Origin of the sequence: Nonomuraea africana (assembly GCF_014873535.1) — a bacterium.
GTDB lineage: Bacteria > Actinomycetota > Actinomycetes > Streptosporangiales > Streptosporangiaceae > Nonomuraea > Nonomuraea africana.
The window spans coordinates 6,792,261-6,814,319 of record NZ_JADBEF010000001.1 but is presented as its reverse complement, the minus strand read 5'-3'; the positions used below and the strand labels follow the sequence as shown (position 1 = coordinate 6,814,319).

Annotated in this window: 17 protein-coding genes; 13 read left to right on the top strand and 4 right to left on the bottom strand. The window is 71.5% G+C overall.

What is annotated here, in order from left to right:
- The first annotated feature begins 57 nt into the window (after positions 1-57).
- Together H4W81_RS32260 and H4W81_RS32255 are read left to right on the top strand one after the other, a co-directional pair.
- Positions 58-1,089, top strand: coding sequence for a hypothetical protein (locus H4W81_RS32260; protein ID WP_192778265.1), 1,032 nt, complete (start codon positions 58-60; stop codon positions 1,087-1,089).
- A 595-nt stretch (positions 1,090-1,684) separates the two neighbouring features.
- Positions 1,685-4,495, top strand: coding sequence for an SCO7613 C-terminal domain-containing membrane protein (locus H4W81_RS32255; protein WP_192778264.1), 2,811 nt, complete (start codon positions 1,685-1,687; stop codon positions 4,493-4,495).
- Here H4W81_RS32255 and H4W81_RS32250 read toward each other — a convergent pair.
- A complete protein-coding gene (locus H4W81_RS32250) occupies positions 4,467-4,841 on the bottom strand; it encodes a hypothetical protein (RefSeq protein ID WP_192778263.1) in 375 nt (124 codons plus the stop codon). The genes H4W81_RS32255 and H4W81_RS32250 overlap by 29 nt on opposite strands.
- 60 nt (positions 4,842-4,901) lie before the next feature.
- On the opposite strand from H4W81_RS32250, the gene H4W81_RS32245 reads away from it, so the two are divergent.
- The 7 genes from H4W81_RS32245 to H4W81_RS32215 are packed head-to-tail and all read left to right on the top strand — an operon-like array spanning position 4,902 to position 13,253.
- The gene (locus tag H4W81_RS32245; RefSeq protein WP_192778262.1) at positions 4,902-5,864 is read left to right on the top strand and encodes an NAD-dependent epimerase/dehydratase family protein; all 963 of its coding nucleotides are present in this window, start codon (positions 4,902-4,904) and stop codon (positions 5,862-5,864) included.
- Positions 5,861-7,015 (top strand): L-2-hydroxyglutarate oxidase, encoded by a 1,155-nt coding sequence (gene lhgO / locus H4W81_RS32240; protein WP_192778261.1) that lies wholly within the window; start codon positions 5,861-5,863, stop codon positions 7,013-7,015. The genes H4W81_RS32245 and lhgO overlap by 4 nt, the downstream gene beginning before the upstream one ends.
- Positions 7,016-7,041: 26 nt before the next feature.
- Positions 7,042-7,743: a response regulator transcription factor gene (locus tag H4W81_RS32235; protein WP_225958897.1), complete on the top strand. Its 702-nt coding sequence runs from the start codon at positions 7,042-7,044 to the stop codon at positions 7,741-7,743.
- Positions 7,740-9,119 (top strand): sensor histidine kinase, encoded by a 1,380-nt coding sequence (locus H4W81_RS32230; RefSeq protein WP_192778259.1) that lies wholly within the window; start codon positions 7,740-7,742, stop codon positions 9,117-9,119. The genes H4W81_RS32235 and H4W81_RS32230 overlap by 4 nt, the downstream gene beginning before the upstream one ends.
- Before the next feature lie 42 nt (positions 9,120-9,161).
- Positions 9,162-9,839, top strand: a complete 678-nt coding sequence (locus H4W81_RS32225) for a response regulator transcription factor (RefSeq protein WP_192778258.1) — start codon at positions 9,162-9,164, stop codon at positions 9,837-9,839.
- Positions 9,840-9,849: 10 nt separating this feature from the next.
- Positions 9,850-11,667 (top strand): GTPase family protein, encoded by a 1,818-nt coding sequence (locus H4W81_RS32220; RefSeq protein WP_225958896.1) that lies wholly within the window; start codon positions 9,850-9,852, stop codon positions 11,665-11,667.
- Positions 11,664-13,253, top strand: coding sequence for a GTPase family protein (locus H4W81_RS32215; RefSeq protein ID WP_192778257.1), 1,590 nt, complete (start codon positions 11,664-11,666; stop codon positions 13,251-13,253). The genes H4W81_RS32220 and H4W81_RS32215 overlap by 4 nt, the downstream gene beginning before the upstream one ends.
- A gap of 19 nt (positions 13,254-13,272) precedes the next feature.
- On the opposite strand, the gene H4W81_RS32210 is transcribed toward H4W81_RS32215, so the two are convergent.
- The 3 genes from H4W81_RS32210 to tdh form a co-directional block, all read right to left on the bottom strand.
- Positions 13,273-14,154 carry a LysR family transcriptional regulator gene (locus tag H4W81_RS32210; protein ID WP_192778256.1) on the bottom strand — a complete coding sequence of 294 codons (882 nt, stop codon included), beginning with the start codon at positions 14,152-14,154 and terminating at the stop codon, positions 13,273-13,275.
- Between the two features lie 486 nt (positions 14,155-14,640).
- Entirely contained in the window at positions 14,641-15,813 is a 1,173-nt protein-coding gene (locus H4W81_RS32205; RefSeq protein WP_192778255.1) for a glycine C-acetyltransferase, read from the bottom strand.
- 223 nt (positions 15,814-16,036) lie between these two features.
- Entirely contained in the window at positions 16,037-17,080 is a 1,044-nt protein-coding gene (gene tdh / locus H4W81_RS32200; RefSeq protein WP_192778254.1) for an L-threonine 3-dehydrogenase, read from the bottom strand.
- A 139-nt stretch (positions 17,081-17,219) separates the two neighbouring features.
- Between tdh and H4W81_RS32195 the strand changes: the two genes are divergently transcribed.
- The 4 genes from H4W81_RS32195 (at position 17,220) to H4W81_RS32180 (ending at position 22,045) form a co-directional block, all read left to right on the top strand.
- Complete coding sequence (locus H4W81_RS32195; RefSeq protein WP_192778253.1) at positions 17,220-18,362, top strand: ROK family protein; 1,143 nt, start codon at positions 17,220-17,222, stop codon at positions 18,360-18,362.
- Positions 18,363-18,557: 195 nt separating this feature from the next.
- Positions 18,558-19,520 (top strand): ABC transporter permease, encoded by a 963-nt coding sequence (locus H4W81_RS32190; RefSeq protein WP_318782096.1) that lies wholly within the window; start codon positions 18,558-18,560, stop codon positions 19,518-19,520.
- Positions 19,517-20,398 carry a carbohydrate ABC transporter permease gene (locus H4W81_RS32185; RefSeq protein ID WP_225958895.1) on the top strand — a complete coding sequence of 294 codons (882 nt, stop codon included), beginning with the start codon at positions 19,517-19,519 and terminating at the stop codon, positions 20,396-20,398. Before H4W81_RS32190 ends, H4W81_RS32185 begins: the two co-directional genes overlap by 4 nt.
- Positions 20,399-20,419: 21 nt before the next feature.
- Complete coding sequence (locus H4W81_RS32180; protein WP_192778252.1) at positions 20,420-22,045, top strand: type 2 periplasmic-binding domain-containing protein; 1,626 nt, start codon at positions 20,420-20,422, stop codon at positions 22,043-22,045.
- Positions 22,046-22,059: the final 14 nt, after the last annotated feature.

The following is a 22,059-nucleotide window of genomic DNA, read 5'->3' as shown; positions in this document are numbered from 1 at the left end:
CGTGGTGTCGGGGGTTCGGTGGCGGATGTGCCCGTTGTCGGGAGTCCGGGTGCCGCGGTGCCCGTGTCCGAGGTTTCCGGAGTCGCCGGGGCTCGGGGGTTCGGCGACGGGAACGACGAGGTCGCGTTCACGATCCCGGACCCGCGCATCACCGAGTCGAGCGGTCTCGCACTGTCTCCCACGCACGACGGTGTCTACTACACGCACAACGACAGCGACGCGGGCCCGACCTTCTTCGCGCTCGGTGCGAACGGCAGGACCAGGGCGACGTTCACGCTGCGCGGCGCCCAGGCCCGTGACTGGGAGGCCATGGCCGCCTCCAAGGATCCGCGGACCGGGCGAGGCGTGCTCTGGTTCGCTGACATCGGCGACAACTTCGACGGCGCGTGGCCCGACATCTCGATCTACAAGGTGATGGAGCCCACGACGCTCAGGGACGCCGCGCTGCCCGCCGTCCGGTATCGCTTCACGTACGAGGACGGCGGGCACAACGCCGAGGGCATCATGGTCCACCCGAAGACCGGACGCCTGTACGTGGTGACCAAGCAGTTCGCGGGGGCGATCTACGAGGCGCCCGAACGGCTGAGGGCGGGCAGGACCAACGTCCTTCGCAAGGTCGGCTCGGCTCCGATCATGGCCACCGACGCCGCCTACGCGCCCGACGGGTCGAGCTTCGTGGTCCGCACCTACTTCTCCGCGACCGTGTACAGGGCGCTGGACGAACCGCTGGCGAAAGTGTCGATGCCCGCTCTCGACCAGGCCGAGTCGATCGCCTACACCGCCGACGGGAAGGCGCTGCTGACCGGGAGCGAGGGGGCCAACAGCCCCGTCCACCGGGTGCCGCTGCCCGCGACAGCCCTGCCCTCGCCGTCCTCCACACTCGCGGACTCCGGACCCGCGTCCGAGGCCGCTGAGTCCGGGCCTGCGTCCGAGGCCGCGCCGGACGGCGAGTCGTCGGCGGCAGCGGACGGCGAGGCGGTCGCCGCCGATTCGCCCGGTGGGATCTCGGGCACCGACGTCCTGCTGTGGCTGGCGGTGGCGGCGGGCGCGACCGGGGTGATCACGGTCATCGCCAGGAAGACGCGATGAGTCGGGGTGCCTAGGCGTTTCTGAGTAGGACGGCGCAAGCGATCATCAAGTCGAGTGCGGCATTGTTCTCGCCATGCGTGCGAACTGTCCTGATTGCGACCTTCCTCTGGCCGGGCCCGCCGGCGCCTGCCCCCGGTGCGGGCTGCCGCTGTCCGGGCCCGTGGCGCTGGAGCTGTGGAAGGTGGACGGCGCGCTGGCGGGCCTGAGGGCGCACGAGGCCGAGCTGAAGGGACGGCGGGAGCACCTCCTCGCCCTCCTGCGCGCCGACCGCGCCCGTCTCGCGGGCCACACCGGGGATCCTTCGGTGGTTCCACCGAGGGCCGCCGCAGGGCAGACAGCGGAGGACACACGGGCAGGGAACTCCACAGGTATCGGGGAGCCGGGTGACCTACCCGCCGGAGCCGCTCCCGGCGATGAGGGCTGGCCGGGCGGGGTCTCACCTGGTGGTGCGGGCACTCCTGGCGGAGCCTCACGGGTGGGCGGTCCGGGTGTCTCGCCTGGTGGTGTGAAGGCTTCGGGCGCTGGTGCGGGGGCGGGTCCCGGTGGGGGGTTCCCTGGCGGGCCGTCCGGAGGACGTGGGCGGGCGCAGGGGGAGGTGTCCAGGAGGACCGCGCAGAACCTGCTGCTCATCCTCGGCGGGCTCCTCCTGGCAGTGGCGGCGATCGTGTTCACCGTCGTCAGCTGGGGTCACCTCGGCATCGGGGGCAGGGCGGCGATCCTCGCGGGCCTCACGGGCGTGACGCTGGCCGTACCGGTCGTGCTGCTCAGACGGAAGCTGAACGCGACGGCGGAGACCGTCGGCGCGCTGGGACTGGCGCTGATGCTGCTGGACGGCTACGCGGCGCACCGAACGGGCCTGGTCGGCGCCGTCGACGGGTGGGACTACGCCGCGGCGACGCTCGGGGTGGTGGCCCTGGCGGCGGCGGTCTACGGCAGGGTGCTGTCGCTGAAGGTGTCGCTGTCGCTGGCGGTCGTGCTGGCGCAGGCGCCGTTGATCATGCTGGCGACGGGGCACGGTCGCGGCTGGCCGAGCGCCGCGCTGGCCGCCACGGTCGTGCTGGACATCGCCGTCTGGTCCGTCGCCGCGCGCTGGGGAGCGCTCCGCGTGACGGCGGTGGTCTGCGCGGCGATCATGGGGACGGCCGCGCTGGTGTCGGCAGGGGTGGCGACGGCCGAGCAGGACTGGCTGCTGCACGTGCCGTCGCTGCTCGTGCTGGCCGCCATGGGGTTCTTCGCGGCCTTCCGCACGGAGGACAGGATCGGCCGGGCGTTCGCGGCCGGCTGGTCGGCGACGGCGCTGGTCGTCGCGGTGGGGGCGCCTGGGCTTGGGCTGCCGGCCGCGGACTGGCGGGTGCCGCCGTACGTCGGGGCGGCGCTGGCCGTGACGGCTCTGGCGCGGTTGCTCCCCGAACGGCTGCGCGCGCCCTACGCGTTCTCCGGGGTCGGGCTGGCGCTGCTCGGCGGGCTGGCGGTGCTGCCTCAGACGCTGATGGCGGTCTTCGACGCGCCCGTGACGACCTTGTGGGACGACGACGTGGTCGTCGGGCCGCCAGCGGCGCCCGTTGTCTTCGCCCTGCTGGCGGCCGTCCCGTTGGTCCTGGGAAGGGCGCGGTGGGCGGCGGTGGTGCCCGCGACGGCGGCGGTGGTGGCGGCGCCGGTGGTGTACGGCCTGCCGTACCTGGTGGTGGTGGGGGTGCAGCTGGCGGTCGCGCTGGGGTTCACCGTCGTCGCGGCGCGGTTCAGGGTGCCCTCGGCTCCGTGGGTGGCGGGGGTCGTGGGGGCGCTCGCGGTGCTGTGGTCGCTGGACCAGCGGCCGGTGGCGTATGCGGTGCTCGGGGCGCTGCTGGTGGCGTGGGGGCTGCTGTACCGCAGGCCCGCGGCGCTGGTGGGGGCGGCGCTGGCGGGTTCGGGGCTGGTGTGGGTGGCGCTCGACGGCCTCGGCCTGTTCGCGCGGGACGCGGCATCGACCGGGCTGGCCATCGGCGCGGGGCTGGCGCTGTTGGGTTGGTACGGCACACGCGCAACGCCAGGGCCCCCTGGAATCGAGCGCACGCCCTCCGAGCGCACGCCCTCCGAGGGCGGGCCTGCTGCGGCGATCCCTGGGGGCGGGTCCTCTGTGGCGACCTCCGAGAGGGGGCCTGCTGTGGTGCCCTCCGAGAGAGGGCCCGGTGCGGTGACCTCCAGGGGTGGGCCCGGTGTGGCGACCTCCGTGGTTGGCAGGGTGACGGTGGTGCTGGCGGCTTTGGCGCTGGTGGTCGTCGGCGATGTGCTGGTAGGGACCTTTGGGGCCTATCTGGCCGTGTTCGATCCGTGGCGCGGTGGGGTGGCGTTCACTGGGGATCGCCCGCTGGCGGTGGTGGCCGTCGGGCTGGCGGGGGTGGTGCTCGCGCTGGCTGTCCGGCCTGGTCTCGTGGCGCTGGCGGGGGTGCTCGTCGTGGCGGTGGTGCCGGTGGCGGTGCGCGTGCCGTACGTGGTCGTGCTGGTCGTGATGGTCGTGGCGACGACGGGTGCGGCGTGGGCGGCGGCCAGGGGGCGCAGCGGCCGGGTGGGCAGGGCGGCGGGCACGGCGGGCGCGCTCTGGCTCGGGTCGCTGGTGCTCGGGTGGGCGCTGGCGGACGAGACCGCGACGCTCGCGGTGTTCCCTGCCCTGGCGACCGTCGCCGCCACCACCGCCCTCCTCTGGCGACCAAACCCCAGCACGACGCACCCGCGCCCGCATCCGGAGCGTCCGGCGCGGACACGCCCCGAGGAGACGGCGCATGCTCGAGCCACGGAGACGGCACAGGCGCATCCTGAGGAGGCCGCGCGGCAACGCCCCGAGGAGACGGCGCGTCCTCGAGCCGAGGAGTGGGTGCACGCACGACCCCACCGGGTGGGGCCGGGGGTGCGTGTGGGGGAAGGGGCCAGGTTCTGGTGGGCTGTGCTGGCGGGGGTGCTCGTGGCCGGGGAGGTGGTCGCCGTGGCGGCGGCGCTGGAGGTGCGGGTCTTGGAGGCCTACACGCTGCCCTTCGCGGCGCTCACGCTGGCCGTCGGCGGATGGCGGGCCAGGGGGACGGCGCTCTCGTCGTGGCTCGCCTACGGTCCTGGGCTCGCGCTGGCGTTCGGGCCGAGCCTGCTGCAGGAGGCCACCCCGCTGAGGGCGTTCGCGCTGGGCGCGGCGGCGCTGGCCGTGACGCTGGCGGGGGCCTGGCGCCGCCTGCAGGCACCCGCGCTGATGGGCGGGGTCACCGTGGCGATCGTGGCGGTGCGGGAGCTGGCCCCGTGGATCGCCGACCTGATGGGCGCGGTGCCGCGCTGGGTGCCGATGGCCCTCGGCGGGCTGCTGCTGCTGGTGGTCGGCGCGACCTACGAGGCGCGCAAGCGGGACGTGCGCAGGCTCAGGGACGCCGTCGCAAGGTTGCGGTGAACCCCTCGCCCCTGAGCGCCCGCTCGACCGCCTCGATCGAGCGGGCCAGCTGGACCAGCCTGGGCCCCTCGCGCCGGTAGGCGTCGAGCACCGCCTCGACCGCGTGCGGCGGCAGGTGCCCCTTGAGCTCGACCGCGGCGCTCCGGTAGCCGGCGCGGGCCGCCTCGATCGCCGCGCGGACATGGTGGCCGGCCATCCTGGCCAGGGCGTAGGGATGGCGGCGCAGCACCTCGTAGGCGCGGTAGTCGGGTGGGACGGCGTCGAGCAGCCACGCCACCGCCGACGTCTCCCATTCGGGGATGTCGGGCGTGCGGACCTCGGACGGCCATTCCGGAGGCACGTACACCTCTTCATCGTACGCGTGTTCGATTGAGGAGGTAAACGTCCAAGCGCTAGCTTCCAGGCCATGCGCGTGTTGGTGACCGGTGCGTCGGGCTTCGTTGGTTCGCACGCGGTCACCGCGTTGCGCGAAACCGGCCATGAGTGCCTGCTCCTGGTGAGAGACCCGGAGAAGGCACGGAAGATCTTCAAGGTGCCCGGCGTCCTCTACGAGGCGGACATCAGGGACGCGGACGCCGTACGCAAGGCTCTGGAGCAGTGTGACGCGGTCCTGCACGCCGCCGCCGACATGGGCGTCACGGGCCGGGACGTGGACCTGAGCGGCGCCAACGTGCGCGGGCTGAAGAACGTGCTGGCGCAGGCCGTGGACCTCGGGCTCGACCCGGTCGTGCACGTCTCCAGCGTCGCGGTGTTCGTGCCGCCGCGCGAGCCGGTGCTCACCGTGGACAGCCCGCTCGCCAGGCCGCGCAACGCGTACGGCCAGACCAAGGTGTACGGCGAGCGCTACGCCCGCGACCTCGACGGCGTGACGATCGTCTATCCCGGTGGCGTCATCGGCCCTGGACAGCCCACGCTCGACGCGCTCAACGAGGGCTTCAGGGCGGGGCTGCGGCAGGGCTGGCCGATCGTGCCCGGCGGGGTGAGCGTGCTGGACGTGCGTGACCTGGCCATGGCGCTGGCCAGGTGCTTCACGCCGGGCCAGGGCGCCCGCCGGTACATGCTCGGGGGACATTTCCTGACCTGGGAGCAGGTGGCGGCCGTCTGCGAGCAGGTCACGGGGCGCAGGGTCAGGCGGCTGCGGATGCCGGGCGGGCTGCTGAGGGCGGCGGGCTCGGCGCTCGACGCGCTGAAACGGGTGGTCCCCGTCGACTACCCGTTGACCCGCGACGCCGCCGACCTCATGCTGACCCTGGTGCCCACCGACGACACCCGCACGCTCCAGGAACTGGGGCTGACACTCAGACCCGTGGAGGAAAGCGTGGCGGACACCGTGCGCTGGCTCGTCGCCGAAGGACACTTGACCTCATGACAGAGCGGATCGGCGTCATCGGGGCGGGCATCGTCGGTCTGGCCGTGGCCAGAGAGCTCGCGCGCACCAGGGGCGCCGAGGTGACGGTGCTCGAAGAGGAGAACAGGGTCGGCGCGCACCAGACCGGGCACAACAGCGGCGTCGTGCACGCCGGGATCTACTACCAGCCCGGCTCGCTCAAGGCGACCCTGTGCAGGGAGGGCGTGGCGCTGCTGCGCGCCTACTGCGCCGAGCACCGCCTGCCGTACGAGGAGGTGGGTAAGCTGGTGATCGCCTCGACCGGCGCCGAGCGGCCCGCCCTGCGCGCGCTGGCCGAGCGGGCCAGGGCCAACGGGGTGCCGGGCATCGAGGAGCTCGACGGGCTCGGCCTGCGCGAGATCGAGCCGCACGCGGTCGGCGTCGCCGCCGTCCACTCGCCGCACACCGCGATCGCCGACTTCCCCGCGGTCGCCCGCAGGCTCGCGCAGGACGTCGCCGAGCTGGGCGGGTCGGTACGGCTCGGCCAGCGGGTGCGGGCGCTGCGAGAGAGCGCCACCCAGGTGGAGGTGCTGGCGGGCCGCAGGAAGTTCGCCTTCGACGCCGTCGTGGCCTGCGCGGGGCTCGGCACCGACGCGGTCGCGAGAATGGCGGGACACCCGGGCGAGGTGCGGATCGTCCCGTTCAAGGGGGAGTACTACGCCCTCGCGGGGTCGGCCAAGGACCTCGTGCGCGGCCTGATCTACCCGGTGCCCGACCCGCGCTACCCGTTCCTCGGCATCCACCTCACGCGCAGGATCGACGGCGAGGTGCTGGTCGGGCCCAACGCGGTGCTCGGCGACCCCCGCGCGTTGCTGACCTGGCCCGGCACCCGCCGTCTAGCCGCCAAGCACTGGCGCACCGGGCTGAGGGAGCTGTACGGCTCGGCCGTCAAGGGCGCGTTCGTCCGCGCGGCCAGGCGCTACGTCCCCGCCATCACCAAGGACGACCTGGAGAGAACAGAAGGCGGGGTGCGCGCCCAGGCCGTCTCGCGTGACGGCGGCATGGTCGACGACTTCGTGGTCGACGTCCACGGGCGGGTCGCGCTCGTGCGCAACGCCCCCTCTCCCGCCGCCACTTCCAGCCTGGCGATAGCAAGGCATATCGCGGGGATTGTCCCAGCACTCGCCCGTTAAGGGCATTCTTAGATGTGATGGCCACTATGGAAGCCGTGGAAGCACGCCTGCTGATCGTCGAGGACGAGCCGAACATCCTCGAGCTACTCGCCGCGAGCCTGAGGTTCGCGGGTTTCGAGGTGTCGACCGCCAAGAACGGTCTCGACGCGGTCAGTGCCGTCCAGCGGCACCGGCCCGACCTCGTCGTGCTCGACGTGATGCTGCCCGACCTCGACGGGTTCGAGGTCGTGCGCAGGCTGCGCAGCAGCGGGCAGGGGACTCCCGTGGTGTTCCTCACAGCCCGCGACGAGACCGAGGACAAGATCCGGGGGCTGACGATCGGCGGCGACGACTACGTCACCAAGCCGTTCAGCCTGGAGGAGGTGGTGGCGCGGATCCGCGCGGTGCTCCGCCGTACCTCGGGGGACCCGCAGGCGCCGCCGCCGCGGCTCACCTTCGCCGACATCGAGCTGGACGAGGAGAGCCACGAGGTGTGGCGGGGCGGCAGGCCGGTCTCGCTGTCGCCGACCGAGTTCAAGCTGCTGCGCTACCTCATGGCCAACTCCGGCCGGGTGCTGTCCAAGCCGCAGATCCTCGACCACGTCTGGGACTACGACTTCAGGGGCGAGGTGGGCATCGTCGAGTCGTACGTCTCGGTGCTCCGCCGCAAGATCGACAACAGGGAGCCACGTCTCATTCACACCCTGCGCGGCGTGGGATACGTGCTGCGCAGCCCTCCTGAGTCATGACGCTCAGGGTCAAGCTCATCGCCGCGACGCTGGCGCTGCTGGCGTTCGGATTCACCTTCATCGGCGTCCTCAGCGTCTCCGTGCTGCACAACTACCTCATCGACAGGGTCGACACCCAGATCTCCGTGGTGGCCACCAGGGCGCTGATCCGCATCGAGCACAAGGGCTCGCCCGGCCTGAAGAACCTCGTCCTGGAGCCCGACGCGATCATCAGGGCCGAAGGTCCCTGGCTCAGCGGCCTCGACGCCGACAACAGGCCGAGGCCCGCCGTGCCCGAGCCGCCCCCGTCCGTCGCCACGACCGTGCCCGCCGTCTCCGGCGACGGGGAATGGCGGGTGCAGCTGGTGCGCGGCCCGCAGAGCGGCAGCGTGCTGGTCGCCGTCGACCTCGACGAGGTCAGCCAGATCACCCGCAGGCTCGTGCTCATCGAGCTGCTCGGCGGTGGCGGCATCCTGCTGATCCTCGCCGTCGTGGGCGTCACCGCGGTGCGCGGCAGCATGCGCCCGCTGGCCGAGATCGAGCGTACGGCCGAGGCCATCGCGGGCGGCGAGCTGGGCAGGCGGGTGCCGGACGGCGACCCGCGCACCGAGGTGGGCCGGCTGGCCCGCGCGCTCAACGGCATGCTGGCCCAGATCGAGACGGCCTTCGCCGCGCGAACCGCCTCCGAGAACGCCGCGAGCAGGTCGGAGGAGCGGATGCGGCGCTTCGTCGCCGACGCCGCCCACGAGCTGCGCACCCCGCTGACCACCATCAGGGGCTTCGCCGAGTACGCCAGGCAGAACCCCGAGGCCGATCCCGCCGAGATGCTGCGCCGCGTCGAGCGCGCCGCGGGCCGGATGAGCCTGCTGGTCGACGACCTGCTGCTGCTGGCGCGGGTCGACCAGCAGCGCCCGCTGCAGATGCGGCCCGTGGACGTGCTGGCGCTGGCCGCCGACGCCGTCCAGGACGCCCGCATCCTCGCCCCCGGCAGGGGTATCTCGCTGGAGGTCGCGGGCGGCGCCGCCCTGATCGTCCTGGGCGACGAGGTACGGCTGCGCCAGGTCGTCGGCAACCTGATGTCCAACGCCCTCACCCACACACCGGGTGACACCCCCGTCACGATCAGGGTCGGCGCCTCCGGCGAGAGCGCCGTGGCCTTCCTCGAAGTGATCGACAAGGGGCCCGGCCTGACGCCAGAGCAGGCCGAGCGGGTCTTCGAGCGCTTCTACCGCGCCGACTCCGCCCGCGCCCGCCGCTCGGGTGACGACAGAGGGAGCGGCCTCGGCCTGGCCATCGTCGAGGCGCTGGTGCGGGCGCACGGCGGCAGCGTGGTCGTGGACAGCGTGCCGGGCGAGGGCTGCGTCTTCCGCGTCGAACTCCCACTCGCCCCTGAGTAACCCTTCAGCTTTTCCTCAGCCTCCTCGGGCAATCTGGCAGGTGTGAACACACCTGAGGCGCTGATCCTGGTGGTGGACGACGAGCCGAGCATCCGCGACCTGCTCTCCGCCAGCCTGCGCTTCTCCGGCTTCGAGGTGCTGACCGCCGCCGACGGGCTGGAGGCCGTGGAGATCGCCGAGCGGGTCAGACCCGACCTCGTGGTGCTCGATGTGATGCTGCCCGACCTGGACGGGTTCGAGGTGGCCAAGCGTCTGGACGCGCCCGTGCTGTTCCTGACCGCGCGCGACGCCGCCGACGACAAGCTGACCGGGCTCGGGCTCGGCTACGACTACGTGACCAAGCCGTTCAGCCTCGAAGAGGTGCTGGCCAGGGTGCAGGCGGTGCTTCGCCGTACGCGGGGGGAGATCGGCGGCGCCCGGCTGCAGGTGGCCGACCTCGTGCTGGACGAGGCCGAGCGCGAGGTGTGGCGCGGCGACCGGCAGGTGCACCTGTCGCCGACGGAGTACAAGCTGCTGCACTACTTCATGGCCAACGCGGGGCGGGTGCTGTCCAAGGCGCAGATCCTCGACCACGTGTGGAACTACGACTTCGGCGGCGACGCGGGAGTGGTCGAGTCGTATGTGTCGTACCTGCGGCGCAAGGTGGACGACGTGGAACCGCGACTCATCCACACGCTCCGCAGCGTCGGCTACGTGCTCAGGGAGCCACCACCCGACTAGCGTGGGGGTTATGGACCTCCTCGAGGCGTTGCGGTCACTGCGGCGCCTGCTCTCCGCCGACCTGTTCCCGTTGGCCATCGGCGACGTGGAGGCCGACCGGCGGGCGCTGACGGAGTTGGCCGGCCAGCTCGACGACTACCTGCTGCCGCGGCTGGTCACGCTCGACGCACCGCTGCTCGCGGTCGTGGGCGGTTCCACCGGCGCGGGCAAGTCGACGCTGGTCAACTCCCTGGTGGGGGCGGACGTCTCCGAGCCGGGCGTGCTGCGGCCCACCACGCTGGCGCCGACGCTGGCGGTGAGCCCCGACGACACCGCCTGGTTCATGTCGCTGAAGGTCCTGCCTGGGCTGCCGCGCGTAACGGGCTCGGCGGGCGATCCGGGGACGCTCCGGGTGGTGACCGTGCCCACCCTGGCTCCCGGGCTCGCGCTCCTCGACGCCCCCGACATCGACTCGGTTGTGACCGCCAACAGGACCCTCGCCACGCAACTGCTGGCGGCGGCCGATCTGTGGTTGTTCGTCACCACCGCGGCCCGCTACGCCGACGAGGTGCCGTGGAGCTTCCTGCGCTCGGCCCGCGAGCGGAGCGCGGCGCTGGCGATCATCCTGGACCGGGTGCCGCCCGACGCCGTCGTCCCCGTCTCCGCCGACCTGAGACGGCTGCTGGAGGAGAACGGCCTGGCGGGCACGCCGCTGTTCACCGTGCAGGAGGCCGTGCTGCTGACCGAGAACGGCCGGCTCCCCGAGGGCTCGGTGGAGCCGATCATCTCGTGGCTGTCCGGTCTCGCCGCCTCCTCCCAGGCCCGCGCCGAGGTCGTGCGGCAGACGCTCGCCGGAGCGCTCGACAGCCTGGCGAGCAGGGTGCCCGCGCTGGCCGCGGCCGTCGAACGGCAGCGGGAGGGCGCCGACCGGCTGGCCGAGATAGTCTCCGCCGCCTACTCCGGCGGGATGGCCACCTTCGACGAGGGCATGCGCGACGGATCGCTGCTGCGCGGCGAGGTGATGGCCAGGTGGCAGGACTTCATCGGCACGGGCGATCTCATGCGGTCACTGGAGTCGCGCGTCGGCTGGCTGCGCGACAGGGTCTCCGCGCTGTTCACCGGACGGCAGGCGCCGCAGGCCAAGCTGAGGGTCGCGCTCGAGAGCGGGGTCGCCGCGCTGATCAGGGGAGCGGCCGACGGCGCGGCCGAGCGGGCGCTCGAAGGCTGGAGCGCCGCGCCGGGCGGTCACGACCTGCTGGAGCGGGCGGGCGCGGTGAAGGCCGCCAAACTCGGCAGGGCCTCGTCGGAGCTCGACTACGACGACGTGGTGCGGGGCTGGCAGGCCTACGTCCTCGACCTGGTCAGGGCGGAGGGGGCGGCGCGGCGCACCACGGCGCGGGTGGCCTCCTTCGGGGTCAACGGGGCGGGGCTGCTGCTGATGCTCGCGGTCTTCGCCTCCACGGGCGGGCTGACGGGCATCGAGGTCGGCATCGCGGGCGGGACCTCCGTCCTGTCGCAGAAGGTGCTGGAGGCGATCTTCGGCGACCAGGCCGTGCGGACGCTGACCGCCAAGGCCAGGGACGATCTGCGGGCCCGGGTGAAGGGGCTGCTCGACGAGGAGGCGGCCAGGTTCACCGAGCTGCTGGAAGGGGTTTCGGTGCCGGCTGACACGGCTCCCGCGCTGCTGGCGGCGGCGCGGGCGGTGCGCGACCACCAGCACGAGCTGCCCCGGGCGGCGCCGGACCCGGGTGTGGCGAGCCACGGCGCCTCAAGGGCCTCCGATGCTCCCGGCGAACGTGCCGAAGGCGGCCCAGGTGACGGTGTTGCGAGTCAGGTGGAGGGCGAGTGAAGCTGTTGCGGCGCAAGGAAGGGCCCTCGCTGGACGACAGGCTGACGGCGCTGCTCGAAGCGGCCCGGCTGGCCGAGGGCAGGCTCGCCCCCGAGCTCGTGGCGGCGGCCAGGGAGGTGTCCGAGCGGGCGGGCGCCCGCCGGAGCCTGTCGGTCGACCACACGGTGGCCGCGCTCGCCGGCGCGACGGGCAGCGGCAAGTCGTCCCTGTTCAACGCCCTGACCGGGGCCGATCTGGCCAAAGTGGGCGTCACCCGGCCGACCACCTCAACGGCCCAGGCCGCGCTCTGGGACGGCGAGGGCGCGGGGCCGCTCCTCACCTGGCTCGACGTGCCGTACCGCCACGAGGTGGAGGGCGACCTGTCCGGGCTGGTCCTGCTCGACCTGCCCGACCACGACTCGATCGAGCTGACCCACCGCCTGGAGGTGGACCGGCTGGTCGAGCTGGTCGACCTGCTGGTCTGGGTGGTGGATCCGCAGAAGTACGCCGACGCCGCGCTGCACGAGCGCTACCTGCGCCCGCTGTCGCGCCACAAGGAGGTGATGGTGGTCGTGCTCAACCAGATCGACCGCCTCACGGCGAGCCAGGCCGAACGCTGCCTCGCCGACCTGCGCCGCCTCCTGGGCGACGACGGCCTCACCGGCGTTCCCGTGCTGGGCGCCTCCGCCCGCACCGGGTCGGGCCTGCCCGAGCTGCGCGGCCTGCTGGAGGAGCGGGTCTCCCGGCGCCGGTCCTGGGGGGAGCGCCTGACCGCCGACGTCGCCACCGCCGCCGCCCACCTCGCGGGCGCGTCCGCGGCGGCCGACCCCGGGGGAGCGCCCGACGACGGGCGGCTGACGCGGGCACTGTCCGAGGCCGCCGGCGTGCCGCTGGTGGTGGACGCGGTCGCGAAGGCGCACACGCACCGGGCGGTGGCGGCGACGGGGTGGCCGATGACGAGGTGGATGCGCAGGTTCAGGCCCGATCCGCTGCGCAGGCTCGGCATCGACTCGGGGGCGCGCGGCGAGATCGCCGGACGGACCTCGGTGCCCCCGCCCTCCGCCGTGCAGAAGGCGCGGATGGAGACCGCGATCAGGGACGTCGGCGAGGCGGCCGCGCGCGACCTGCCCGAGTCGTGGGCGGCGGCCGTACGGCAGGCGGCCCGCTCCCACGACGACGACCTGGCGGGCGCGCTCGACAGGGTGGTGGCCACGACCTCGGCCGGCGCCGCGAGGCGGCCGAGGTGGTGGGCCGTGGTCGGCGGGCTGCAGTGGATGGTGTTCGCGGCGATGGTGCTCGGCGCGGTCTGGCTCGGGGTGCTGTTCGTCCTGACCTACCTGCGGCTGCCCGAGCCGCCGCTGCCCACGGTGGTGGAGGTGCCGTGGCCGACCGTGCTGCTGATCGGCGGCGCGGTCGCGGGAGTGCTGATCGCGCTGCTGTCACGGCTGGCCGCGTGGGCGGGCGGCCGGCGCAGGGCCAGGCGGGTGGCGAAGGCGCTGAGGGCTGGGGTGGCCGAGGTCGGCGGCCGGCTGGTGCTCGGGCCCGTGTCCGAGGAGCTCGACAGGTACCGCGACTTCACCAAGGCGCTGGACGTCGCCCGCTCCTGATCTCGAGCGGGTGCGCGGCTCAGCCCAGCGGACGGCTGGCCGTGAGCGTGGCGAGCAGCGGCCGGAGAAGGGGATGCTGGTCGGCGCCCTTGCGGACGGCGGCGAAGACGCGCCGCTCGGGCCCGGGGATCTGCCGGACGATCACCGCGGACAGGTCGAGGTCGCGCAGCGCCAGCCGGGGCACGAGCGCCACCCCCGCCCCCGCCCCCACCAGGGCGACGACCGCGCGGAAGTCGTCGGAGGAGTGCGCGAAGCCGGGCGTGAAGCCCTCTCGCTCGCAGGCGAACGTGATCACGTCGTGGACGGGATTGCCGGGATAGGGGCCGATCCAGTCGTCCTCGGCCAGCTCCGCCAGCGTCGAGGCGGGGGCGTGCTCGCGGGGAAGCAGCAGGTCGAACGGCTCGGCGTAGAGCGGGATGCGGGTGAGGCGCTGGTCGTCGGGCGCGCCCCTGTACTCCACGGCGATGGTCAGGTCCGCCTCGTCGTCGAGCAGCATGGTGAGGCCGCGGTCGCCCTCCGCGTCGAGCACCCTGATCTTCAGCGCGGGCGCGCTGACCCGCAGCTCGCGGACGGCAGGCGCGAGCACCGCGCTGATCGCGGTGGCGAACGAGGCCACCGACACCTCGCCCGCCGAGCCCGTGGTGTAGGCGGCCACCTCGGCTTCGGCGCGTTCGAGCTGGGCGAGGACCTCGTCGGCGTGCGCGAGCATGATGCGGCCCACGGCGGTGAGCCTGATGCCCCTGCCGTCGCGGGCGAACAGCCGGTGCCCGACCTCGTGCTCCAGCGCGCCGAGTTGCTGGGAGACGGCCGAAGGGGTCAGGTGCAGTGCGGCGGCCGCCGCGGTCACCGTCCCGTGGTCCGCCACCGCGCGCAGCGTCCGCAGCCGGCGAGTGTCAATCACCTGCCCATTGTCACCCGGCGATGGGCCGGTTCTTGTCGGTCGGCTCTGGCAGGATGCGCCGCATGGAGCCGGCGCAGATCGTTCAGCGCCATCTAGCCAGGAACCTCGGGCGGTCACGCCCGAGAGGAATGGCTTCCCTGCGTAGGCTTGTTGTTACTCCTGGTGACGCGGTGACGGGATTGAACGCACCCGGCGTGCCGGGGAACGGCTCTGTGATCTGGTATCGGCATCGCAACGCGGCATGGCCTGCCATGTCGGGCAGTGAGTCACGCTGCCTTACGCGGCCCGAAACGTCGAATCCATCGACGCAGAGGAGCTGCAAGCTCGGTCGTTCACGACCGAGAAGCTGACGAGTTCTGGGACCGCATGCAGGCCCGCGATTGGGAGGGGCTCTGACCGGGGTCCGCCGGCCGGAGACGACCGGCGGACCCGTCGGGTGCTCGATCCGCCGGGCCAGGCGGACCTGGGCGCTCGCGATCCGCCGGGTCAGGTCGATCGGGCCGTGACGAACGCCTCGACGGCGCGGTCGACGTCCTCGGCCGAGTGGGCGGCCGAGAGCTGGACGCGGATGCGGGCCTGGCCGTGCGGCACCACGGGGTAGGAGAAGCCGATCACGTAGATGCCTTGGTCGAGGAGGCGTTCGGCCATGGCGGCGGCCTCCCCGGCGTCACCGATCATGACCGGCGCGATCGGGTGGTCGCCCGGCAGGATGTCGAAGCCCGCCTCGGTCATCTTGGTGCGGAAGCGCCGCGTGTTCTCGCGCAGCCGCTCGCGGGCCTCGCTCGAGGTCTCCAGCAGGTCGAGGATGCGCAGCGACGCCGAGGCGATCACCGGGGCGAGGGAGTTGGAGAAGAGGTAGGGGCGCGAGCGCTGGCGCAGCAGCTCGCAGATCTCCTTGCGGGCCGACACGTAGCCGCCGCTGGCGCCGCCGAGGGCCTTGCCGAGCGTGCCGGTGATGATGTCGATCCGGTCGGTCACGCCGTGCAGTTCGGGGGTGCCGCGCCCGGTCGGGCCGACGAAGCCGACCGCGTGGGAGTCGTCGACCATGACCATCGCGCCGTACTGGTCGGCCAGGTCGCAGATCTCCCTGAGCGGTGCGACGTAGCCGTCCATGGAGAACACGCCGTCGGTCACGATCAGCTTGCGCCGCGCGTCGGACGCCTCCTTGAGCCTGGCCTCGAGCTCGGCCATGTCGCGGTTGGCGTAGCGGAGGCGGCGGGCCTTGGAGAGCCTGATGCCGTCGATGATGCTCGCGTGGTTGAGCGCGTCGGAGATCACCGCGTCCTGCGCGTCGAGCAGCGTCTCGAAGACGCCGCCGTTGGCGTCGAAGCACGAGCTGTAGAGGACGGTGTCCTCCATGCCGAGGAAGTCGGAAAGGCGCGACTCCAGCTCCTTGTGCACCTCCTGGGTGCCGCAGATGAAGCGCACCGAGGCCATGCCGAAGCCCCAGCGGTCGAGCGCCGCCTTGGCGGCCTCGACGACCTCGGGGTGGTCGGCGAGGCCGAGGTAGTTGTTGGCGCAGAAGTTCAGTACTTCGCGGCCCGCGACGCCGACCGTGGCGCTCTGCGGGGTGGTGATGACCCGTTCGGGCTTGAGCAGCCCGGCCGAGGCGATCTCGTCCAGCGTGGCCCGCAGGTCATCCCGCGTCTTTCCGAACATCACACGCTCCTAATCTGTTCTGAAGGGGAGGTCGCACCCCGCGGGTTCGCGCGGCACCTTCCCCGGTCGCAGGTGGGGGGCCTTCGGGAGCGGCCCGTCTGGGGTCGTACCCCGCGGTTCGCGCGGCCCTCTCCCCGGTCGCAGGTCGGGACCTTCGGGGAGCGGCCCCGTCCGAGGGCGCCACCGGTGGTCGCCGGGGTCCTGCGGCAGGTACGGCAGGCGGTCAGGCGCTGGGCGCGGCGTCGCTCCAGTCGAGGATGACCTTGCCGGTGCGGCCGCTGGCGGCCGTGTCGAAGGCGGCGTCGAAGTCGCGGTAGGAGAACCTGTCGGTGATCACGGGAGAGAGGTCTAGCCCCTTCTCCAGCAGGACCGACATGTTGTACCAGGTCTCGTACATCTCGCGGCCGTAGATGCCCTTGATGGTGATCATCGAGGTGACGACCGTGGACCAGTCGATGGCGAACTCCTCGGCGGGCAGGCCCAGCATGGCGATCCTGCCGCCGTGGGTCATGTTCGCGATCATGTCGCGCATGGCCTGCGGGTGCCCTGACATCTCCAGGCCGACGTCGAAGCCCTCGCGCATGCCGAGCCGCTTCCAGCCGTCGGTGATGGAACTGCGCGCGACGTTCAGCGCGAGGCTGACGCCCAGCTTCTCGGCCAGCTCCAGCCGCTCGGGGCTGACATCGGTGATCACGACGTTGCGGGCACCCACATGGGTGGCGACGGCCGCGGCCATCAGCCCGATCGGCCCGGCGCCGGTGATCAGCACGTCCTCGCCGACCATCGGGAAGGACAGGGCGGTGTGCACGGCGTTGCCGAACGGGTCGAAGATCGCCGCGATGTCGGGATCGACGGGGATGCGGTGCACCCAGACGTTCGAGGCGGGAAGCGTCACGTACTCGGCGAACGCGCCGTCGCGGTTGACGCCGAGCCCCACGGTGTTGATGCACAGGTGCCTGCGGCCCGCCATGCAGTTGCGGCACCTGCCGCAGACGATGTGGCCCTCGCCGCTGACCAGGTCGCCGACCTTGATGTCCTCGATGCCCGGCGCGACCTCGACCACCTGGCCGGAGAACTCGTGCCCGACGATGAGCGGCAGCCGCAGCGTGCTCTTCGCCCAGTCGTCGTACTTCCTGATGTGGAGGTCGGTGCCGCAGATGCCGGTGCGCAGCACCCGGATCTTGACCTCGCCCGGGCCCACGACGGGCTCGGGCACGTCCACGAGCCACAGACCGGGCTCGGCCTTCTGCTTGACCAGCGCTTTCATGACGGTCGTTTCCCCCTCCTGACAACCTTACGCACTGTGCCGGTGATCACCTCCGGTGTCCATCGAGGTTTTCTTAACGCGCCTGTCAGCGAATCTTCACGGTTTTTCGAAAGAACCTTTTGAAATAGAATGGACCATCATGAGACAGGTGAGCGGTGACGCATCCCTCCTGAGGAGGCTCAACTCTGCCGCGATCCTGCGGATCATGCGGGCGTCGGAGGACGCCACGCTGACCGAGCTCGCCAGGGCCGCCCGCGTGTCCAGGCCGACCGCCGAGGGCGTCGTCGAGGATCTGCTGGCCGAGGGCTGGGCAGAGGAGTGCGCCGAGGAGCAGGGCGACCGCCAGCGCGGCAGGCCCGCCCGCCGCTTCAGGTTCCGCGCCTCCGCCGCGCACGTCGTCGGGGTCAGCATCGGCCATTCGGGCGTGCGGGCGACCGTCTCCGACCTCAACGGCGGGCTCGTGTCGGTGCGCAGGCGACAGCTCGCCCCCGACACCCCCGCACCCGACCGTCTCGCGGCCACCGTCGAGCTGGTCTGGCTCGCGGCGGCCGACGCCGAGATCGCCGTCGCCGACCTGGTCACGGTCGGCGTGGGCACCACGGGAGTGGTCGACGGCGAGGGACGGGTCGTCAAGAGCATCGCGCTGCCCGGCTGGACCGGCCTGCACCTGCAGGCGGAGCTGGGCGCCAGGCTCCCCGTCCCCGTGGTCGTCGAGAACGACATGCGCCTGGCGGTGCTGGCCGAGCACTGGCGGGGCGCGGCGCAGGGACGGAGCAACGTCGTCTACCTGTTCACCGGCAACAGGATCGGCATGGGCCTGCTCATCGGCGGCGTGCCGTACAGGGGGTCGCACGCGGCCTCGGGGGAGATCGGCAGGCAGCCCAACGACAACTGGGTGGCCTTCAGGCACGTCATGGACTACGCGATGGCGGCCGAGCCCGGCGAGCTGCGCTCCAGCAGGCAGAGCGCCGAGTTCGCGATCGCCAGGGCCAGGGACGGCGACGAGCGCGCCGGCCAGGCGGTCAGGGACTTCGCGCGGGGCCTGGCCGCGGGGCTGATCCCCGTGGTGAACCCGCTCGACCCCGAGATGGTGGTGGTCGGCGGCAGCCTCTCCTCCGCCGGTGACCTGCTCGTCGACCCGATCCAGGAACTGCTCGACGAGTACTGCCTCTACCCGCCCAAGGTCACGGCCTCGGGCCTCGGAAGCGAGTGCATCATGCTCGGCGCCGTACGGTTGGCGCTCAACCACGCCGACCGCCTGCTCTTTACACCACCTGCCTGAAAAAATCTTCCCCACGCCCTCCAGCTCGGGATTCGGCGCATCTTCGCAGGTCAGAGAGATAACTCTTCCATCACGGGCCGATTGCCGGTGAGCATCGATTCGACCATCTTGCCCGATCAAGCGCGATTAACTCTAGTTACTTGCATAAATGGGCGTTAGCCTCCAGGCGAACTCGTTCTGACTTGGAGGTGAGACGTGGTCGCATCCACGGCAGCCGCCCGGGCGGAGGTCCTGGCGGACGCCCGCCCGCAGCGCCGGGCCATCAGAGACCGGCTGAAGCGCGACTGGACACTGCTGGCGCTGTGCGTGCCCGGAGTCCTGTACTTCGTGGTCTTCTTCTACGTCCCGCTTCTCGGGAACGTGATCGCGTTCAAGGACTACGCGCCGTTCCTGGGCATCAACGGCAGCCCGTGGGTGGGGCTGGACAACTTCACCGCGCTCCTGGCGGAGCCGGAGTTCTGGTCCGCGGTCAACAACACGCTGCAGATCACCGCCCTGCAGCTGCTGCTGTACTTCCCCGCGCCGATCGCGCTCGCGCTGCTGCTGAACTCCCTGGTCGGCCACCGCATCAAGCGGTTCATCCAGTCGGTCGTCTACCTGCCGCACTTCCTGTCCTGGGTCGTCGTGGTCGCGATGTTCCAGCAGGTCATCGGCGGCGCGGGCACCGTGAGCGGCTTCCTGAACTCCCACGGCATCACCATCGGCAACCTGATGTCCAACGCGGACACCTTCAAGCTGCTGGTGACCGCTCAGGTGATCTGGAAGGACTGCGGCTGGGGCACGATCATCTTCCTCGCCGCGATCACCGCCATCGACATGAGCCACTACGAGGCCGCCGCGATCGACGGCGCCGACTGGAAGCGCCGCCTGTGGCACGTGACGCTCCCCGGCATCCGCTCCGTCGTGCTGATGATGCTGATCCTGCGCCTCGGCGACATCCTCTCCGTCGGCTTCGAGCAGATGGTCCTGCAACGGGACGCCGTCGGCGCGGGAGCCGCCGAGGTGATCGACACCTACGTCTACTACCACGGCATCCGTGACGGCGACTGGGGCATGAGCACCGCGGCCGGCCTCATGAAGGGCGTCATCGGCGCGGCGCTGATCTACGCGGCGAACAAGCTGGCACACCGCTTCGGAGAGCAGGGGATCTATCGATGAGGCCGCCGTGGATGGAGCGCCCGACCATCGCGGGCCGCACGCTGAAGTTCCTGGTCCTGACCGCCATCACGGTGGCCGTGCTGTACCCGTTCGGCCTGGCGCTCGGCACCAGCCTCATGGGCCGCGCGGAGAGCATCGCCAACGGCGGCGCCTACGTGCTCTTCCCCTCGAAGCCGACCTTCGAGGCCTACGCCGTGATCCTCTCAGGCGGCGCGGTCACCCGCTCGGTGCTGATCAGCATCGGCATCACGCTCGCCGGCACCGCCCTGAGCCTGGTCTGCACGGTCTTCCTCGGCTACGCGCTCTCGCGCAGGGGCATGCTCGGCGGCAAGCCGATCCTGCTGATGGTGCTGGCCACCTTCCTCTTCACCCCCGGCATGATCCCGAGCTACCTGATGGTCAAGGAGCTCGGCATGATCGACACCTACCAGGCGCTGATCGCGCCGGTGCTGGTCAACGCCTTCAACGTGGTCGTGGTCAGGGCGTTCTTCCAGAACCTGCCGGACGAGCTGTTCGAGGCGGCCAAGATGGACGGCTGCAGCGAGTGGCGGATGCTGTGGCGCATCGCGATCCCGCTGTCCAAGGCGGTCATCGCCGTGGTCGGCCTCTTCTACGCGGTGTCGTACTGGAACACCTTCTTCAACGCGATCCTCTACCTCAACGACCAGTCGATGCATCCCATCCAGGTCGTGCTGCGCCAGTTCATCTTCCGCGGCGGCGCCGCCTCCGGCATGGACGTCGCGATCGTCCGTGACCTGCCCGCCTCCTCCATCCAGATGGCGGTGCTGGTCATCGCGCTGGTCCCGATCCTGCTCGTCTACCCCTTCCTCCAGAAGTACTTCACCAAGGGCGTCCTGACCGGCGCCATCAAGGGCTGAACACACCCCCAGGAGACATCCATGTCCTCACCCATGTCCCGTCGCGGCTTCCTCGGACTCGCGCTCGCCGGCGTCACGGTCGCCGGGCTCTCCGCCTGCGGGGGCGAGGGCGGCGGCGCGGCCGGCGTCAAGAAGGGCGGCGCCGAGCTGTCGAAGAAGCTCGTGCTCCCGACCTTCACGGCCGCCAAGATCCCGACTCCCGACCTCCCCGTCGACGCCGGTCAGGACCCCGCCTACCTGAAGTACCCGACCGAGCTGATCAAGTCGGTCGCCACCCCGCCCGGCGACGGCAAGAAGATCACCTCGCTCACGCAGACCTGGGACGTGGCGCCGCCCTCTCCCGCCGACAACGCCTACCTGCAGGAGCTCAACAAGGCGCTCGGCTCCGAGTGGAGCATGAACATCGTGGTCGGCGACGGCTACCCCGACAAGTTCAACGCCATCATCGCCAGCGACGACCTGCCCGACCTGGTCTGGTTCCCGCCGAACCAGGGCCTCCAGCGGGTGCCCGAGCTCCTGGCGGCGAAGTTCCACGACCTGACGCCCTACCTGACCGGCGACGCGATCAAGAAGTACCCGAACCTCGCCAACCTCGGCGACGTGGCCTGGAAGTCGGCCGTCACCGACGGCAGGCTGCACGGCGTCGCCGTGACCTACAGCAAGTTCGGCCAGGTCTTCTGCGTCAACCAGGACTACTGGCAGCCGGTCGGCGGCGCCACCTTCACCAGCGCCGACGACTTCCTCGAGAAGACCAAGCAGCTGCTCGACGTCAAGAAGAACAAGTACCCGCTCGAGCCGTCGTACGTGAACCACGTGCACATGTTCAGTCAGTGGTACGGCGCGCCGAACTTGTGGCGGCTCGAGGGCGGCAAGCTGACCCACTGGTATGAGACGCCGGAGTACCTCGCCGCGGTCGAACTGGCCGTCAAGGCCTTCAAGGCCAACCTGTTCTGGCCCGACCCGGCCCTCGCCACCATCAAGGACAAGGTGGCCAACGGCCAGATCGGCGCCTATGTCGAGTCGTTCCCCGGCTTCATCAACGACGCCAAGACCCAGAAGTACGACCTCGGCGCCATCGTGCCCTTCGCCGCGACCCCGTCGTCCAAGCCGGTCTACAACGCGGGCCTCGGCTCGGTCGGATTCACCGCGATCAGCAACAAGGTCGACAAGGCGCGCATCGAGACGCTGCTCGGCGTGCTCAACTACCTGGCCGCGCCGTTCGGCACCGAGGAGTACCAGCTCGTCAACTTCGGCGTCGAGGGCACGCACTTCACCAACGAGGGCGGCGACCTGGTCTTCACCGACAAGGGCAAGGCCGAGGTGCCCACCACCTGGCAGCCGCTCTCCTTCGTGCTGAACGCGCCCTCCGCGCTGTTCATGCCGGGCCAGCCCGACCGCACCAAGCTCGTCCACGAGTTCCAGACCAAGGTCTCGCCCATGCTCCAGCAGCGCGTCACCACCGGTCACTTCTCCGACACCTACACGCAGAAGATCGGCGAACTCACCACGATGGCGTCGGACACCATCGTGGACTTCGTCACCGGACGCAAGCCGCTGTCGGAGTGGAAGAGCTTCGTCAAGAAGTACATGGACAAGGGTGGCAACGCCATGAAGGCCGAGTACGAGGCCTCCATCGCCAAGGGTTGAGCCCCGCCGTACCG